The 17,400-nt window shown below is 47.0% G+C and carries 10 protein-coding genes; 9 read left to right on the top strand and 1 reads right to left on the bottom strand.

Annotation, left to right across the window (positions count from 1 at the left end):
- Positions 1-125 precede the first annotated feature (125 nt).
- The 4 genes from FTX54_RS01600 (at position 126) to nasC (ending at position 8,193) form a co-directional block, all read left to right on the top strand.
- Positions 126-458, top strand: coding sequence for a YolD-like family protein (locus FTX54_RS01600; protein WP_147804206.1), 333 nt, complete (start codon positions 126-128; stop codon positions 456-458).
- Positions 459-770: 312 nt separating this feature from the next.
- Complete coding sequence (locus FTX54_RS01605) at positions 771-3,350, top strand: PEP/pyruvate-binding domain-containing protein (RefSeq protein WP_187254596.1); 2,580 nt, start codon at positions 771-773, stop codon at positions 3,348-3,350.
- Positions 3,351-3,651: 301 nt separating this feature from the next.
- Positions 3,652-5,964: a nitrite reductase large subunit NirB gene (gene nirB, locus FTX54_RS01610; protein ID WP_147804204.1), complete on the top strand. Its 2,313-nt coding sequence runs from the start codon at positions 3,652-3,654 to the stop codon at positions 5,962-5,964.
- A gap of 72 nt (positions 5,965-6,036) precedes the next feature.
- Positions 6,037-8,193: an assimilatory nitrate reductase catalytic subunit NasC gene (nasC, locus tag FTX54_RS01615; RefSeq protein ID WP_147804203.1), complete on the top strand. Its 2,157-nt coding sequence runs from the start codon at positions 6,037-6,039 to the stop codon at positions 8,191-8,193.
- Between the two features lie 90 nt (positions 8,194-8,283).
- Here the strand turns inward: nasC and FTX54_RS01620 are convergent, their stop codons facing one another.
- Complete coding sequence (locus FTX54_RS01620) at positions 8,284-9,510, bottom strand: nitrate/nitrite transporter (protein WP_147804202.1); 1,227 nt, start codon at positions 9,508-9,510, stop codon at positions 8,284-8,286.
- Positions 9,511-10,529: 1,019 nt separating this feature from the next.
- On the opposite strand from FTX54_RS01620, the gene cobA reads away from it, so the two are divergent.
- The 5 genes from cobA to FTX54_RS01645 all read left to right on the top strand — a co-directional run bounded on the left by cobA (position 10,530) and on the right by FTX54_RS01645 (position 17,277).
- Positions 10,530-11,330 carry a uroporphyrinogen-III C-methyltransferase gene (cobA, locus tag FTX54_RS01625; protein WP_147804201.1) on the top strand — a complete coding sequence of 267 codons (801 nt, stop codon included), beginning with the start codon at positions 10,530-10,532 and terminating at the stop codon, positions 11,328-11,330.
- Positions 11,331-11,392: 62 nt separating this feature from the next.
- Positions 11,393-13,816, top strand: coding sequence for a nitrite reductase large subunit NirB (gene nirB / locus FTX54_RS01630; RefSeq protein WP_147804200.1), 2,424 nt, complete (start codon positions 11,393-11,395; stop codon positions 13,814-13,816).
- A 107-nt stretch (positions 13,817-13,923) separates the two neighbouring features.
- Positions 13,924-14,241, top strand: a complete 318-nt coding sequence (gene nirD / locus FTX54_RS01635; RefSeq protein ID WP_147804199.1) for a nitrite reductase small subunit NirD — start codon at positions 13,924-13,926, stop codon at positions 14,239-14,241.
- A gap of 101 nt (positions 14,242-14,342) precedes the next feature.
- Positions 14,343-15,125: a sirohydrochlorin chelatase gene (locus FTX54_RS01640; protein ID WP_147804198.1), complete on the top strand. Its 783-nt coding sequence runs from the start codon at positions 14,343-14,345 to the stop codon at positions 15,123-15,125.
- A 682-nt stretch (positions 15,126-15,807) separates the two neighbouring features.
- Complete coding sequence (locus FTX54_RS01645; RefSeq protein WP_147804197.1) at positions 15,808-17,277, top strand: gluconokinase; 1,470 nt, start codon at positions 15,808-15,810, stop codon at positions 17,275-17,277.
- Positions 17,278-17,400: the final 123 nt, after the last annotated feature.

Genomic DNA, 17,400 nt, shown 5'->3' on the forward strand with positions numbered 1-17,400 from the left:
AAGAATACTTACTTCAATCAGCATAAACATATTGCCCGACGAATGATACCATAAAAACTTTTTTCAGGACGCAGGTTGTGAAAATCGAACATACGATCCCTTTCCTTGGCAAAGGAGGGATTACAATGGAAGAATTTTTACGCCGAGGTAATTTAATGTGGGAAGGCAGCCGGATGATGCTTCACGAACACCGGGAGGCACTGGAGAAATACCATGAAGAAAAATTAAAGCAGCCGCCGCCGGATCCATCTCCGGAAGACCTGTCAGAAATGGGAGCTGCTGCGATGGACTCGCTTCAATATGAAATGGACGTGATTGTGACGTATTGGAAAGAGGGTTTTTACTATGAAGTGCCGGGCATTATCGACAGAGTGGATCAAGCACGCAGGGAGATAAAATTCGAAGGGGAGTGGATCCCTTTTCATCACCTGCGCTGGATAGAAAGAAAAGACGTATGAGGAAGTGCCTTTCCTGCAAAAGAAAAAGGCAGAAGCTCACCTGCTCCATCCAGGTGTCTTCTGTCTTTTTCTTTCGTTTAAGCTCTGTTATAGTTCAATGTTGATAAATGTAGGAAAATCCGCTGAGGCCGGCCCGCCCGGAAAGCGTCCCCATGGAAACGAAGGCGCACGCTTATCGCTTAACTGCTTTATTTTCAATGCAGCCTAAAGGTTAAGTGTTTTTTAAAGGCAGCTTATGAAATGTTAGATCTGAAGAAAAGGGGGAATTATACAAAAAGAAGAAAATGAAAGATGCGAAAAGGAGGAATTATCATGATTGTGTGGCTCCACGAAGAAAGGAAAGGACATCTGGAGACAGTAGGAGGGAAGGGGCTCCATCTTGTTGACATGATTAAGGCCGGTCTTCCGGTTCCGCCAGGGTTTGTTGTAACAACGAAAACGTACCAGCAGTTTCTTGAGATCTCCGGGATAAAAGAGATCATACGCCTTGAAGTGGAAGCACTGCACAGCGGACATTCCTCCATCGAAAAAGCCTCCGGTACGATTCAGAGAGCTTTCTTATCAGCGGCAGTTCCGGAAGAAATAAGCAGGGAAATAAAGAAAGCGTACCGGGAACTTGGCATGCCGCCCGTTGCAGCACGTTCTTCTGCAACAGCGGAAGATCTGCCGGAAATGTCGTTTGCAGGGCAGCACGATACCTATTTAAATCTTGAAAGAGAGGAAGATGTGCTCACATCTGTACAGAAATGCTGGGCATCTTTATGGAATGAAAGAGCCCTGTCGTACAGGATGGAGCGCGGCGTGATACAGAAACCTGAAAGACTTTCACTTGCTGTAGTTGTCCAGAAGATGGCTCAGGCCGAAAAAGCAGGGGTGCTGTTTACTGCTAACATTCTGAATAACCGGCGCGATCAGATACTTATCAATTCCTCCTGGGGTTCCGGTGAAAGCGTCGTAGCAGGAGCGGTGAACCCGGACCAGTTTATAATCGATAAAAAGACAGGGCATGTGGAAATGCGGATCGCCCAAAAAAAGTGGCAGATCAGTCACACGGATGGTGAAAATGTGAAGGAAGCAGTAACGGAAGCCAGACAGAAAGAGGCGAGCCTCACGAAGGACGAGCTGCGAGCTTTGTATGAACTGGCAGGACGTGTGGATGACATTTACCGGGAGCCGATGGATACGGAGTGGATAGTCGGAGAAGAAGGGCTTTTCATCGTTCAGGCGCGGCCGGTCACAAAGCTGTTTCCGCCCGCTTCCCCGTGGGATGATCCGGAAAAGTACGGTCTGCGCATCTACTTGTCGTTTCACCGGGTAGCACAGGGAATTACCATGCCGTTTACGCCAATGGGGCTGGAAGTGCAGAAACTGGAGATGTGGGGAGCTTTAAAAGCGGTGGGAATTGATGGAGGAACGAATCTGCGCCATTACAAAACAGCGGCCGGCAGAATATACTGGGATATTACTGCAGTATTGAAAAACCCGGGACGCTGGAGAAGACTGGCAGACGGTCTGGCGGAAAAAGATCCGCACGCTGGTCAGATTCTGGAGGAACTGCTTTACGCAAAGCAGGAAGAAGTAGAGAAAAGCAGAGCGAAACTGTTTCTTCCGCCTGTTTTTTTCCTGAAAACGAAGCAGCTTTTCGGGCTCTTCCGTGCTTCTGGAAGAAGGCCTGTAAGATCGGAAGCCCACTGTCTGGCGATTGCCAGAGAACATCTGCTGCTGCGGGAACTGAAGCGGGCACAGGCAGGAACAACTGCTCAAAAATGGCAGTGGATAGAAGAAACGATGGAAAGAGCAATGGAAGTTATTATTCAGCAGACGATGTTTTTCCTTCCGGGTCTTCAGGCAGAAAAAAGGCTGCGTAAAAAATGCGCCTCCTGGTTCGGGAGTGAAGAAGAAATTGCTCCGCTTCTGTACAACCTTCCAAACAGCGTGACCTCAAAAATGGGTATGGAACTTCTTGGAGCGGCAAGGACTTATAGCAGGGAAGGGACGTCCCCTCGTGAGGAAGATACCCTCATCCAGAGGTTTTTAGAAAGATACGGCCACCGGTCGAACGTGGAACTCGACGTCGGTACACCAACGTGGAAGGAAGATCCGCAGTACATTGTGCAGATGATTGAAAATTACATGAAGATTGGCGATGACCAGCTTCAGGAAAAAATGCAGGGCGCGGAGCGTGCACAAAAAGCAGCTGAACAGCTGATAGAAAAAATTGCTGCTCAGGAGGGCCGCAGAGAAGCAAAGAAAGCGGCAGCTGACATCCGGCTGCTCAGGCGCCTTCTCGGGCTGAGGGAACGTCCAAAGTACGACTTTGTCCGTTCTCTGGCGATGATCAGGGAGGTACTATCGGAAATTGGAGAAGAACTCGTCCATGAAGGACGGCTCACCAGCAAGGAAAACGTCTTTTACTTAACAAAGGAGGATCTTTTCAGTCACAGACACTATCTTGACCTGGCAGCCGCAGAGCGGAAAATCCTTATGGAAAAACAGAAAGAGTGGAAAACGATTCCGAGGTTTATGACGAACACAGGGGAATGCTTTTTCGAACCTGAACGCCCCGGCGAAAACGAAGGACTGCGCGGGGTGCCTGTTTCCGGAGGAACCTATACGGGAGTGATCAAGGTTATCGATGACCCGCGGGAAGCGGATTTACAACCGGGGGAAATCCTCGTCACCCACAGCACTGACCCGAGCTGGACGCCTCTTTTCCTCACCGCCGGAGCGCTCATTTTAGAAACCGGCGGACCGGGTTCCCACGGCGGTATCGTGGCCAGGGAGTACGGCCTTCCGGCAGTGGCAGGAATCGAAAATGTCAGCGGAAAATTCAGGACCGGAGAACGAGTATACGTTGATGGCTATACCGGAAAAATAAAAAGAGTAGAGTAAAATATACTGAGGAAGCGGCTTCCGTCTGAAACTAACAGGCAGAAGCCGTTTTTTAAATGCCTGCATAGTTTCCCGTTGATTGGCTTATTTCAGACCCGCCGGCTTTTTTAATTGAACATTCTGAAAAAAGCTTGTCATATTTTCTTTCGGACAACCTTTTTTCAAAAGTTCCCTGTGACATAATCGAACGTAATGAGAAATTCACAAGCCGTTTCTCTAAGGCAAAGTGTGTTTTTTGAAAGATAAAGCAGTTCAATCTGCAGAAGAAGCGTCAATTTCATGAATATGCTGGAGGGACGATATGAATAAGAAAAAGCTCGTACTGATAGGGAATGGAATGGCGGGGATGAACACAGTGGAGAAAGTAGTGGAGGCAGATCCTGATGCCTTTGAAATTACGGTGTTTGGGAAAGAAAACCATCCCAACTATAACCGTATCATGCTTTCTTCCATTTTACAGGGGAATACGAAATTTGAGGACATTTCGATTCACTCCCACTCCTGGTATGACGATAACAATGTCAGGCTGCATACGGGAGAAGAAGTAGTGACGATAGATAAAGAAAACAAAAAAGTCGTAACAGATAAAGGGAGAGAGGTATTCTACGATAAGCTGATTATTGCCACCGGCTCCAACCCTTTTATACTTCCTGTACCCGGTACGGAAAAAGAGGAAGTGCTTCCTTTTCGAACGCTGGAACACTGCCGCTACATGATCGAGTCTGCCGGCCGCTTTAAAAAAGCGGTGGTTATAGGAGGGGGCCTGCTCGGACTGGAAGCAGCAAGAGGGCTGCTAAACCTTGGCCTGGAAGTGGACGTTGTTCATCTTGGAAAACATCTGATGGACCGGCAGCTGGACGAAACAGGAGCCCGTCTTCTGCAGAAAGACCTGGAAGAACAGGGGATGAATTTTCTGCTGGAAAAAAAGACGTCCAAAATCACTGGAAATGACAAAGTGGAACACGTTCATTTTTCCGATGGGACGCGGGTGGAAACCGACATGGTGGTGATGTCGGTCGGCGTCTCCCCAAACATCGGGGTGGCGGAAGAAAACGGCATCGAAACAAGCCGCGGTATTCTCGTTAACGATAAAATGGAAACGAAAGTGAAGGATATCTTTGCAGTAGGTGAATGCGCCGAACATGAAGGAATAACTTACGGTCTCGTCAGTCCATTATATGAACAGGCGGATGTGCTTGCAGAACAACTTACGGGGAACGGCGGAAGTGTGTACAACGGTTCGCTTCTCTACACCCAGCTGAAGATTTCCGGTATTGACGTTTTTTTAGCGGGAAATCTGCAGGAATCAGAAAAGACAGATACCGTACAGCTTTACGATGCGATAAACAGAGTCTACAAAAAATTGATTATTGCTGACGATGTTATTCAAGGGGCGGTACTGTACGGGGACGTTAAACAGCAGACGAAAGTCCTTTCTTTCATTTCCAATCAAAAGATCATTTCTGAAAAAGAGATGCAGGGAATCGTTTTCGCGGGAGAGGAAGAAAATATCGTCCAGTCGCTTTCCCCTCATGCCCACATCTGCCAATGCAACAGCGTTTCAAAAGAAGAAATCATTTGCTCTGTTAACGAAAACAACCTGAAAACGACAGAAGAAATCAAAGAACAGACGAAAGCCTCCAGCTCCTGCGGCGGCTGTAAACCGATGGTGGCGGAGCTGCTTGCCTATATAAACAGTGATGATTTCAATGAATACACAAAAAAACAGAGCCTCTGTGCCTGTACGAATAAAACAGAGGAAGAAATCGTAGAAGATATTCAGCTCAGGCAGTTGAAAACTTCGCGGGAAGTCAGGGAAGAACCGGGCTGGACCAACAGGGAAGGGTGCGAAATATGTCTGCCTGCTCTGCGGTATTATACAAATATCATTTTTATGGAAGAGCAGGCGGAGAATTTTCTTTCTGCAGCGGTGATAGAGGAAGAAGAGGGGACGTGTGCCCTTACGCTGCAGACAGAAGGCGGGGAAGTGACCCCGGACCTGTTAAACAAAGCTTCCGCGGCTGCAGAAAAATTCGGGATCCCTTCCATGCAGCTGACCCCCGGCCAGCGGCTTCGTTTCTCGGGAGTTAAAAAAGAAATGGCTGCGGACCTGGTCCGGGAATTTAATATGGATTTTCTGCCGGCGGATTATTATACTCTGGAGCCGGTGCAGACCCTTCCATCCCGGGGGAGCGTCAAAGATAACCGTTCAGCCGTGCTGCAGGTGGCGGCATCTTTGGAAAAACAGCTTTTATACGTGCCGACTCCGTGGTTTGTAAAGCTGCGGATCGGCGCTTCTGCGGAGGAGATCTCTGAAGTGAAAAGAAGTGCGGTCGGCTTGATGCAGGTAGAGAAAGGCTGGGAAATGTATATTGATGGAGAGCTGCTGTGCACGGCTCAAACGGAAGAAACAGTTATTCGACAGTTTCGTGTTCTCTTTCAATACTACCGGGAAAGTGCCAAGTTTCGTGAGGAGATCACAGCGTGGGCAACCAGAGTAAGCTTTATTCATATTCGGGAAGTCCTTTTTGATATAGAAGTCTCAGATATTCTGTCGGAGCGTTTAACTAAAGAAGCAGGGCAGCGGGATAAATGGACGGCTGCTGTCGTTTAGAAAAAACAAATGGCTGTATAAGAATGTCCGGCTGTAAAAGAGCCAACTAAAAAGCTGAAAAAGGAGCTTCTGATGAAACATTCAATGCTTAATTATTACCGGGAGAAACAGCAGCAGGCAGAGTCAGAAAAAGTATACAATACCCAGTGTCCCTTCTGCAGCATGCAGTGTAAAAAACAGGTGATTGAACAGACATTTGTAAAAAGAAAGAGCTACAAAACGCAGGGAATAGATAATCCGACGACGCAGGGAAGACTGTGCGTCAAAGGATTGAATGCTTACCAGCACGCCGTTCATAAAGACCGGCTGATGGAGCCGCTGATCAAAAAGAACGGCGAATTTGTACCAGCCGGCTGGGATGAAGCGCTGGAGCTTATCAGGGAAAAATTTTCGGCTGTTCAAAAAGAGGCCGGTAAAGACGCACTCAGCGTTTACGGCAGCGCTTCTATTACAAATGAAGAATCGTATTTACTTGGAAAGTTTGCACGGGCAGGACTGGAGACGAAGCATATTGATTATAACGGACGCTTCTGCATGGCTTCTGCGGCTACGGCAGGAAAAGCTGTCCTTGGCATGGACCGTGGTCTGACAAACTCACTCGAGGAAATTCCAAAGACGAAGTGTCTTCTGCTTGCCGGTACGAATATAGCCGAGTGTCAGCCGACTATTATGCCTTACTTTGAAGAGGCAAAGAAGAACGGGGCTTATATCATCGTAATTGACCCCCGGGAAACCGAAACAGCAGCGATGGCGGACCTTCATCTAAAGGTGAAGCCCGGAAAAGACGCAGCGCTTGCCAACGCCCTGATCAAAGTATTGTTTAACGAAAACCTTATAGACGAAACGTTTGTGAAAGAAAGAACAAAGGGTTTCTCCGAAGTGAAAGAGCACATGGATAATCTGAATTTGGAGGAAACAGCAGCTTCTGCCGGAGTGCCTCTGAAAGATGTGGAGAAAGCTGCGAAAACTTTTGCTAAATCGTCTTCGGGTATGGTTTTTACAGCCCGCGGGATCGAGCAGCAGACCGATGGCCATATGACGGTCCGCAACTTTTTAAACCTCGTGCTTTTAACAGGAAAAATAGGCAGGGAAGGTTCCGGCTACGGAGCAATTACCGGTCAGGGGAACGGTCAGGGGGGGAGAGAGCACGGCCAGAAGTGCGATCAGCTTCCGGGCTACCGCTCGATTGAAGACCCTGAATCCCGGCGCTTTATAGCAGACCTATGGGGAATGGAAGAAGAACAACTGCCCGGCAAAGGCGTTTCTGCCTATGAAATGATGGAAAAAATGCAGGAAGGTGAAATAAAAGGGATGCTGCTCGTCTGTTCCAATCCTGTGGTCTCCAATCCAAATGCCGCTTTTGTAAAAAAAGCGATACAAAACCTCGATTTCTTTGTAGCAGTTGATCTGTTCATATCGGAAACGGCGGAGATGGCCGACGTTATTCTCCCTTCCACCTCCTACTTGGAAGACGAAGGAACGATGACGAACGTCGAAGGACGGGTCACACTCAGAGAAGCGAACAAAAAGCCGCCCGGTCAAACGCGGCACGACTGGAAAATTATCTGCGATATTGCTGAAGTGATGGGGAAAGGGGAGTTTTTCCGTTTTCAATCGGCGGAAGATATTTTTAATGAACTGAGGGAAGCAAGCCGAGGAGGATCGGCTGATTATTACGGAATTACCTATGAGCGTATTCGGGAGGAACAGGGAATCCTTTGGCCGTGTCCGGATATAAGCCATAAGGGAACGAAGCGGCTCTTTGAGCATGGTTTTGCCTTCGAGGATAAAAAAGCCTTATTAACTGCAGTCACAAACGAAGCGGCGTCCGGAAAAGAGCAGCCGAGTGTAAACTATCCTCTGTATTTAACTACGGGACGTGTCATGTCGCATTATTTAACGGGGGTGCAGACGAGAAAGAGCAGCAATCTGGCTGCACGCTTTTTCGAATCTTTTATGGAAATCCATCCGGAAACAGCAGAAAAGTATGCTATTCCGGAAAGTGAGCTTGTGGAGGTTCACTCTGCGAGAGGTTCAATTGTTGTCAGAAGCAAATGGACGAGAAAAATAAGAAAAGATACTATATTTGTCCCGTTTCACTGGGCAGAAGAACAAAATGTGAATATGCTTATTCCAAAAGATTTAGACCCGGTCTGCGGCATGCCGGGTTACAAATCCTCTGCCGTACGTGTACAGAAATATGAGCCGGCTACAAGGAAGGTGGAATAAAAAAATACCTTCATGACAATTTGTCATGAAGGTATTTTTTTCGTGCGCAGAGAATGCCGGATAGTTTAGAGACATCTTCTAATCTTATTATTACTGAACACGTATCGATTCTGGAGAAGTCTTTTTATTTCCGGCCGGTTTCCATTCTTTCTTCCAGCCTGTCTGAGCGATATAGAGCAGCCCTAAAGCGAAAAGAGAAACAAGCGCAAAAGTGATAAAACCGCTGGCATAAGTCCCGGTGAGGCTTCTTAACGTTCCCAGAATATTCGGGAGGAAAAACCCTCCGATACCACCGGCAGCACCTACAATTCCAGTAACCATTCCTATTTCCTTCTGGAAAACCTGAGGTACGAGCTGGAATACTGCACCGTTCCCCATTCCCAGGCATCCCATTCCGATAAATAATAAGCCAATCACAAGCACAAGCGGCGGCAGAAAGCTGACGCCGAGCATACATACCGCAACTCCAACAAATAAATATTGAAGCAGCCGGACACCGCCGATTTTATCAGCGATAGCTCCGCCGACCGGCCTTAGAAAGCTCCCGGAAGCTATTACGATCGTAACAAAATAACCAGCCATAACACCGGAAACTTCGTACTGAGTAGCAAAAAAGTAGCTGAGGAAACTGGCAAGACCGACAAACCCCCCGAAAGTAACACTGTACAATGCACAGAAATACCAGGAGTCTCTTTCTTTAAGAACGGAAAAATAATCTTTGATCTTTTTCGGTTTCGGCTGATTAGGCGGCTCTTTTGCCAGAAAGATGTAAGTGAAAAGCACGAGTGTGAGCGGTATAAGCGCTAACCCGAATACGCCGTTCCACCCGACAGATTCGGCCAGCGTGGGACCAAATAATGTAGCAAGAAGCGTCCCGCTGTTTCCGGCACCGGCAATTCCCATTGCGACTCCCTGGAGATGCGGGGGATACCAGCGGCTGGCCATCGGGAGAGCCGCGGAAAAACTGGCACCGGCAACACCGAGCATAATACCGATAAAGTAAAGCTCGGCCACTGTAATACCGAAAAGCCATCCCCACAGCAGCGGAATCATAGTGACAAGCATCCCGCCGATTGAAGTTTTTTTCGGACCGAAGCGGTCGGTTAAAATTCCCATGACCACCCGGAAAATGGAGCCGGCTAAGATAGGAATGGCAACAATAAATCCTACTTGACCCGCCGTTAAGCCGAAGTCAGCCGTGATGTAAACTCCCAGCGCTCCCAGCAGTACCCATATCATAAAACTGATATCAAAGTACAAAAACGCAGACAGCAGCGATGGGGCATGACCACTTTTTCTTAAATTGGATAACTTCACTTAACAAACACTCCTTCAATAGATTTAGTCCAACACATTGTTTCAAGGTTTGTTGTGAATATCATCACATGTGTAAGATTTTTTAACGGATTATTTTAAAAAATCAGACAATTATTCCTGCAATAATCGCTCAACCACGAGTGTTCAGCACTGAATATAAAGAGAGGGCCCGTAAGATCTGCTGGAGGAATTACAGATAAACGCTGATTTCAAACTGCAGCGGAGGTAATCTTCCGCTTTCTCAGGATGACTTCCTAAGGAACCTGCTTCGCTTTTGATTGATCACAAAAAGAAAGCCTGTCATTCAAAAAAACAGAAGCTGAATTTCTATAATGCCGTTTCTAAATATAGTCCATAATCTGAAACCGATTTGTAAAACGATTTTCTGCTGTTTTGACGAACCTTTCTAAAATAAAGTGCGGGATTTTCCTGAAAAGATACGGGTGAAATAGATCAGCGTCGTCTAAAAATTCATTCTGCCGAGCCCCGTCGGAGGCAGAATGAATTGAGGGCCAGCCCCGCGGAAAGTGTCCTCCTGCAGTGAAAATCATTCACCTGGTTCAGCAGGGACGTAAAACGCTGCTATATATCATGTACAGTTTTTCAGCAAGCCTGCAGTAACCGGCGTGCATAATTAAACTAATTTATGCACGCATCGGCCTATGGACAAAATTCGGAAAAATTAAATGATAAATTTCCATTTATTTTCTTCGAGACACTAATGAGATGAAGCCGCTTTCATGAAAAAATCCTTTGTTTTCAGCAGAAAAATCAAAAAAGGCACGAGAACAGCTCCTGGTAGAATATTCAGAAATTTCCTTGTCAGATGTTCTGACACGAAAGTAGTATTTCAAAAGCATGTATATTAATATGACACACATGGACGAAAAACACCGTTGTTTTGTATAAAGATTCAGAGCGCAACGGAATGCTGCCAGATAGTTTTTTAAAAAACAGAGATGAATTTCCTGAAAAAAAGACAGAGAATTTTTACAACAACGAAAAGGAGCTGCAAACTCATGAAGCGAAGCAAGGGCAAAGTTTATCTCGTTGGAGCAGGCCCGGGAGATCCCGATTTAATTACTGTACGTGGAAAAGAGCTGCTCGAGAAAGCTGATTGTGTCGTATATGACCGTCTGGTAAATCGGGAGCTTTTGAAATATGTGCCTTCCAGAGCAGAAAGAATCTACTGCGGGAAATGGTCCGGGTTTCATTTGATGAAACAGGAAGAAATTCAAACGGCGCTGGTTGACCGTGCTAAACGCGGATATAACGTCGTCCGTTTAAAAGGCGGAGATCCTTCGATTTTTGGCCGGGGCGGAGAAGAAGCCGAACTTTGTGCTGATGAAGGAATAGACTTTGAATTTGTTCCGGGGATTTCTTCCGGAGTAGCAGCTCCAGCATATGCAGGCATACCGCTTACCCATCGGGATTACGCTTCGTCTGTCGCCTTTGTAACCGGGCATTCATGCAGGAAGCAGGATAATCAGGCCCCGCTTGTCCGCTGGGACGAACTTGCGGCGGGAGTTGATACACTCGTTATTTATATGGGAGTTAAAAACCTCCCTGAAATTCAGAAGCAGCTTCTCAAAAACGGCCGAAGCGGCAGCACACCGATGGCTTTCATCCAGCAGGGAACGACAGCACAGCAGCAGACGTTTACGACAACGCTTGAATACGCCGTAGAAAAAGCAGTGGAAGTGGAACTCGTTTCTCCGGCCATTATCATCATCGGAGAAGTCGTAAAGCTCCGCGAAAAACTTTCCTGGTTTGAAGAAGAGGCGGATAAAAGCCCGGTGCCCTTTATAGAAGTCGTCTAGGCGGTATATGGACAGAGAAAAGAAATAAAGGAAATTAACGAATAGCGGAGGGGAATTTACGTATGAAGAAACTGGTTTTAATAGGAAACGGCATGGCAGGGATCCGCACAATTGAAGAAATCATCAAACGTGAACCTGAGCAGTATGAGATTACGATATTTGGAAGCGAACCGTATCCGAACTACAACCGTATTCTTCTTTCCTTAGTCCTGCAGGGAGACAGTAAAGTGGATGACATCGTGTTAAACGATTACGACTGGTATAAAAATTACGGTATTGTCCTTCACTCGGGGGACGAAGTAACAAAGGTCGATACAGAAAATCAGCTCGTATACAGCTCCGAAGGAAAAGAAGTACCTTACGATAAACTCATTTTTGCTACCGGCTCCAATCCCTTTATGCTTCCAATCGATGGAGCGGACAAGGAAGGGGTTATAGCTTTTCGTGACATCAAGGACTGCGAAACGATGATAAGCACCTCCAAGTCCTATAAGAAGGCAGCGGTAATAGGCGGCGGTCTTCTCGGACTGGAAGCGGCACGCGGTCTGCTGAATCTCGATATGGAAGTGGATGTCATACACATCCAGGATTATTTAATGGAGAGACAGCTGGACGAACCGGCTGCCGATATGCTGAAAAAAGAACTGGAAGATCAGGGAATGAATTTCCTGATGGGAAAAGAAACAGTAAAAATACGCGGGAAGAACAGGGTGTCGAGTCTGTTGTTTAAAGACGGATCTTCGATTAAAGCAGATTTAATCGTCATGGCGATTGGCATTAAGCCGAATATTGCGCTTGCGAAAGAAGCAGGACTGGAAGTGGAACGGGCCATCGTCGTCGATGACTACATGCAGACGAGTGCGCCGAACGTTTATGCCGTAGGAGAATGTGTGCAGCACCGGGGCATGGTTTACGGGCTGGTCGCTCCTCTTTACGAACAGGGTAAAGTACTTGCAGAACATATTACGAGTCAAACCCCGGAACAAACAGCCGGATATGAAGGGACGCTGCTCTATACTCAACTGAAAGTTTCCGGCGTGGATGTTTTTTCAGCCGGAGAGTTTGTGGATAAAGAAGATACGAAAGCGATCCGGGTGCATGATGAATTCGAAGGCATCTATAAAAAAGTCGTCGTCCGTGACAACAAAGTTATTGGTTCTGTGCTTTTCGGAGATACCTCCGACTCCCCGCGTCTGCTCGATATGATGAAGTCGGAACAGGACATTTCAGAAATGAATAAAGTTTCGATTCTCCCTTCGGAGCAGGAAAGAGGCACGGGAGAAAGTCCCGTTGTCGCCATGGCCGAATCCGAGACGATATGCGGCTGTAACGGAGTGTGCAAAGGAGATATTACAGACGCTGTAAAAACGAAGGAATTATCTTCCGTCCAGGAAGTCACGCAGGTGACAAACGCCGGCCGTTCCTGCGGCGGCTGTAAACCGCTCGTCTCTGATCTGCTTGAACACACGCTCGGTGAAGAATTTAATAAAGCAGACCAGAAGCAGCCGATGTGCGGCTGTACGGATCACACTCATGAAGAAGTCCAGGCGGAAATTAAAGAAAAGCACCTCACGCTCGTCCGCGAAGTGATGAATGTGCTTGAGTGGGAAAATAAAGAAGGGTGCTCATCGTGCCGTCCGGCCATTAACTACTACATTAATATGGTTCATCCGCTGGAAGCGGAAGACGATGCCAACTCCCGGTTCATTAATGAAAGAGTGCACGCGAACATCCAAAACGACGGGACATTTTCTGTTGTTCCCCGCATGTACGGAGGAGTCACAAATCCGGACGAACTACGGAAGATTGCCAACGTAGCCGACAAGTATAATGTCAAAATGGTAAAAGTTACGGGCGGGCAGCGCCTTGACCTGCTCGGAGTCAACAAAGAAGATCTTCCCGGAATGTGGGAGGAGCTCGGGATGCCGTCCGGACATGCCTACGGAAAAGCAGTGCGCACAGTGAAAACATGTGTAGGACAGGATTTCTGCCGCTTCGGCACCCAGGATTCGATTCAGATGGGCATCGATATCGAAAAGAAATTCCAGGGCGTCCAGACACCTCATAAAGTGAAAATGGGTGTTTCTGCCTGCCCGCGTAACTGTGCAGAATCTATGATAAAAGATATTGGTATCGTTGGACTGCAGGGAGCCTGGGAAATGTATGTAGGTGGAAACGGCGGAATCGATCTGCGTCAGGGAGAGCTGCTTTGTACAGTAGAAACCGATCAGGAAGTACTCGACATGATAAGTGCCTACATGCAGTATTACCGGGAGAGCGCACGTTATCTGGAAAGAACTTCCCACTGGATCGAACGGCTCGGACTCGAGCACGTGAAAGCTGTCGTTGTTGACGATAAGAAACGGCAGGCGGAGCTGATTGAGCGGATGGAAACTACTCTTTCTACGTTTAACGAACCGTGGGAACAGATTATACAAGATGGGAAAATAAAGCAGGACTACTACGAAGTAAAAGTAACTTCTTAAATAACGGCTCCGGCAGTGTTCGTTAATATGGGGATAAGGAAACTGCGATGCGTGCTTTAAATAACCCCGGAAGCTGCCGGAATTCAATCGGACAAGGAGGAACCAGCATGGAGAAGACTGCCAGGAAAGTAGACGCCGGTCCTGTAGAGGATTTCACGGTTAAGATAGGCAAAGAAGTATTGATCGGAGACTTAAAGCTTGCCGTCTTCCGGCTGGCCGAAGATGAATTTCACACGATAAAAAATGAATGCCCGCATAAGAAGGGCCCGTTAACGGAAGGTATGATCAGCGGAGAGCACGTTTTCTGTCCGCTGCATAACTGGAAGATAGATATCACAGATGGACAGGTGGAGGAGCCGGACGAAGGGTGCGTCCAGACATTCAAAACAGAAATTATTGATAATAACGTTTATATAACCGTTTAAACAGCTGCGTCCCGTTTGGTGGAATGGTTTACTGCTTTGAGAAAACGTTAAGCAAAAAAACAGCTGGATTCGTCAGCTGAAATTATGGAGGGAATTATCCTATGAAACATATTTTATTGATTGGTCACGGCAGTCGGGATGAAGAAGGCATAGCTCAGTTTCATCAAATGGTTAAAAAGGTAAAAGAAGAACTGCCGTATTTCCCTGTATCATACTGTTTTCTGGAATTGGCAGAACCTGATATTCAAAGCGGCGTTGAAGCTTGTGTAAAGGAAGGAGCGGAAGAGATCATCGCTCTTCCGGTAATTCTTTCAAAAGCCAACCATTACAAGCTGGATATCCCGAAAGAACTGGAGCAGGCAGGAAAGAAATATCCGGAAACGAGAATACATTACGGGGAGCACCTGGGAGCGCATCCTCTGCTCGTTGAGGTGCTGTTATCCAGTCTTCGTCTCGTTGACCAAACGCTGGTAGAGAAAAACGAGGAAGTCGATGTGATTCTCGTAAGCCAGGGCGGGAGCGATCCTGAAGGGCAGGAAGACCTTCACATGCTGGCGGAAAACCTGTCCACGCAAATCGGTAATACGAGAGTCCATGCGTCGTTTATGGTCACAGCTGATCCCCATCTGACCGAAGGGCTTGATAAAGTGATCGAAGCGGGAAGCCGGCACGTCGTTATTCTGCCGTGTTTCCTGTTTACAGGAACGATGTATAAAAAAATTCAGGAAATGATGGAAGGTTACCGGGATAAACATACCGAAACAACGTTTCAGCTGGCAGACTGTTTCGGCATCAGTGACTTATTTACAGAAATAGTAGTAGACCGTGTGATTCGCGAGCTGCATTATCTGGAGAGCCCTCCGGCCAAAGTAAATGTTTCTTAAAAAGGGCATCGCTTCAGAAATAAATACAGGTTTGAATCAATTTCATCCTGCACTTTTCAAGTTATTGTAACGAACATTTTTTCAATTAACAACGTAACTAGTCGTATATCAAGTCGGATGATTGAAACGGCAGACGGCAGCTACCGCGGGATTAAAGCGAAGTCTGAAGACAGGCTGTTTATAAAGTGTTTTTTATGCACAGGTAGACGGTTCGCTGCTTCCGCCGGGAAGTGGAAATCATTCACCATGTCCGAATCCCTTTCTTACAGCGGCTTATGAAATGGATACAATTAATTAAGAATTGATGAACAAGAGGGAGAAAAAATTTATAGATGACAGAGTATAGCAGGCGGGGGCCTCTATACTCTGTTTTTTATTTACAAGAGGCTTTTAACGTTGAGTGTGGGTTTAAAAGCATCTGAGGCATCTTTTCCCTGATGACGAATGGATGATATATTTTATAGATAGAAATAAGGAGAAAGCATTTCAGTATGATATCATAACAAAGTATAGAAATTTTTACCGGCAGAATCCAACCGGAAATCGTCAGTGTAAAACGTAAAGGCATGCGGACAGTGCCATTGAAAAGCTGGCATGGATCTTTAAATACATAAATTGTTATCCGAGCAAAAATGTTTGAATATAACTTCTGCTGAGATTGGAAGAAAGGAAGGGATGAACGATGAGGGAACTTGTAATAGGACTGGACATTGGAACTACGAGTGTGAAAGCGGTTGTTTTTGAAACAAAGGGAGCGATTGTTGCGGAAGCTGAAGAATATATCGAAACCATTCACCCAAAGAGCGGATGGTCAGAGCAGAAGCCGGAGGCAATAGAACAGGCTGCGGTTCTTTCGCTTGCGAAAGCGGTTCAGAAAGCGGATATCCAGGAAGGGGAATGGACAGCGGTCGGCATTTCTGCAGCGATGCATTCACTGATCTGCCTGGATGAATCAGGAAATCCTTTGTCTAATGCGATTATCTGGTCAGACGGCCGAGCATCGGATGAAGCAGAAAGTCTGCGCAAAAACGGCGGGGATCAGGTATATCAGAATACAGGAACTCCCATTCATCCAATGACGCCGCTTACGAAACTGATGTGGATGAAGAATACAGGTTATGAGCCTTATGAACAGGCAGCTTCGTTTGTATCGATTAAGGAGTATATTACCCGGAAATGGTTTGGAGAGACTTACATAGATTACGCAATGGCCTCAGCTACCGGAATGTTTAATATTCATTCATTTGAGTGGGACGAGAAAGCCCTGAAGCTTGCAGGAATTGACCGCAGCCGGCTCGGTACGATAAGCGGCCCGGAGACGGTGCTCCACGGTATGAATGAAGCAAAAGCACTGGCAGCAGGAATTCCACAAGACCTTCCTTTCGTTCTTGGAGCGGCAGATGGACAGCTGGCTAACCTTGGAGAAGGGGCGATTGAGCCTGGAGAAGCGGCTGTTTCTGCCGGTACGAGCGGCGCGATCCGCCAGTTTATGAAAGGGACCCGTGTCAGTAAAGATATGTCCACTTTCAGCTATGCTTTTTCAAAAGACCTGTCGATCGTCGGCGGACCGACAAACAATGGAGGAATCGTGATTCAGTGGCTGAAAGATCTTTTTAAATTTGAAGGGAGCCACGAGGAATTTTTAGCCCTTGCTGAGGAAACGGAGCCGGGAGCCCAAGGCCTTCTTTTCTTCCCTTATATTAACGGAGAACGGGCCCCATTATGGGATCAAAGAGCAAAAGGGAATTTTTCCGGCGTACAGCTGGAGCATAAACAGCCGGAGTTTGTGCGCGCCGTGCTGGAAGGCATTACGTTTAACCTTTATCAAATAGGAAGGTCCCTTGACGAAGCAGCAGGCGAAACGACTAAGATCTGTGTAAATGGAGGCCTTGCCCGTTCGAAAATATGGGTACAGATTTTAGCGGACGTATTCGGCCGGGATATCCATCTTTCCGAGTCGCATCACGGAGCCGCATGGGGAGCTGCCTGGACCGCCCTCGTTGCTACTGGACGCGCTTCCTCTTATGAAGAAATTAAAAACTACCTGCCAAAAAGTGAAATTGTTCCCGCAAACGAAGAACGTCACCGGCAGTATAAGAAGATATATGCCCGCTACGAGAAAATAGGCCGGGACATCGTCAACCACTTTTAGCATTCCGCTTTGTTAGTGTTGTGATGAAAGCGCACGTTTATCGCTTACCTGTTTTATTTTCAAGGCAGCCAAAAAAAAGATACAGAGCCTTCTGAAGAAGATCATACCTGACGAGGAAGCCCT

It is taken from the genome of Alkalicoccus halolimnae, from assembly GCF_008014775.2.
Classification (GTDB): domain Bacteria; phylum Bacillota; class Bacilli; order Bacillales; family Salisediminibacteriaceae; genus Alkalicoccus; species Alkalicoccus halolimnae.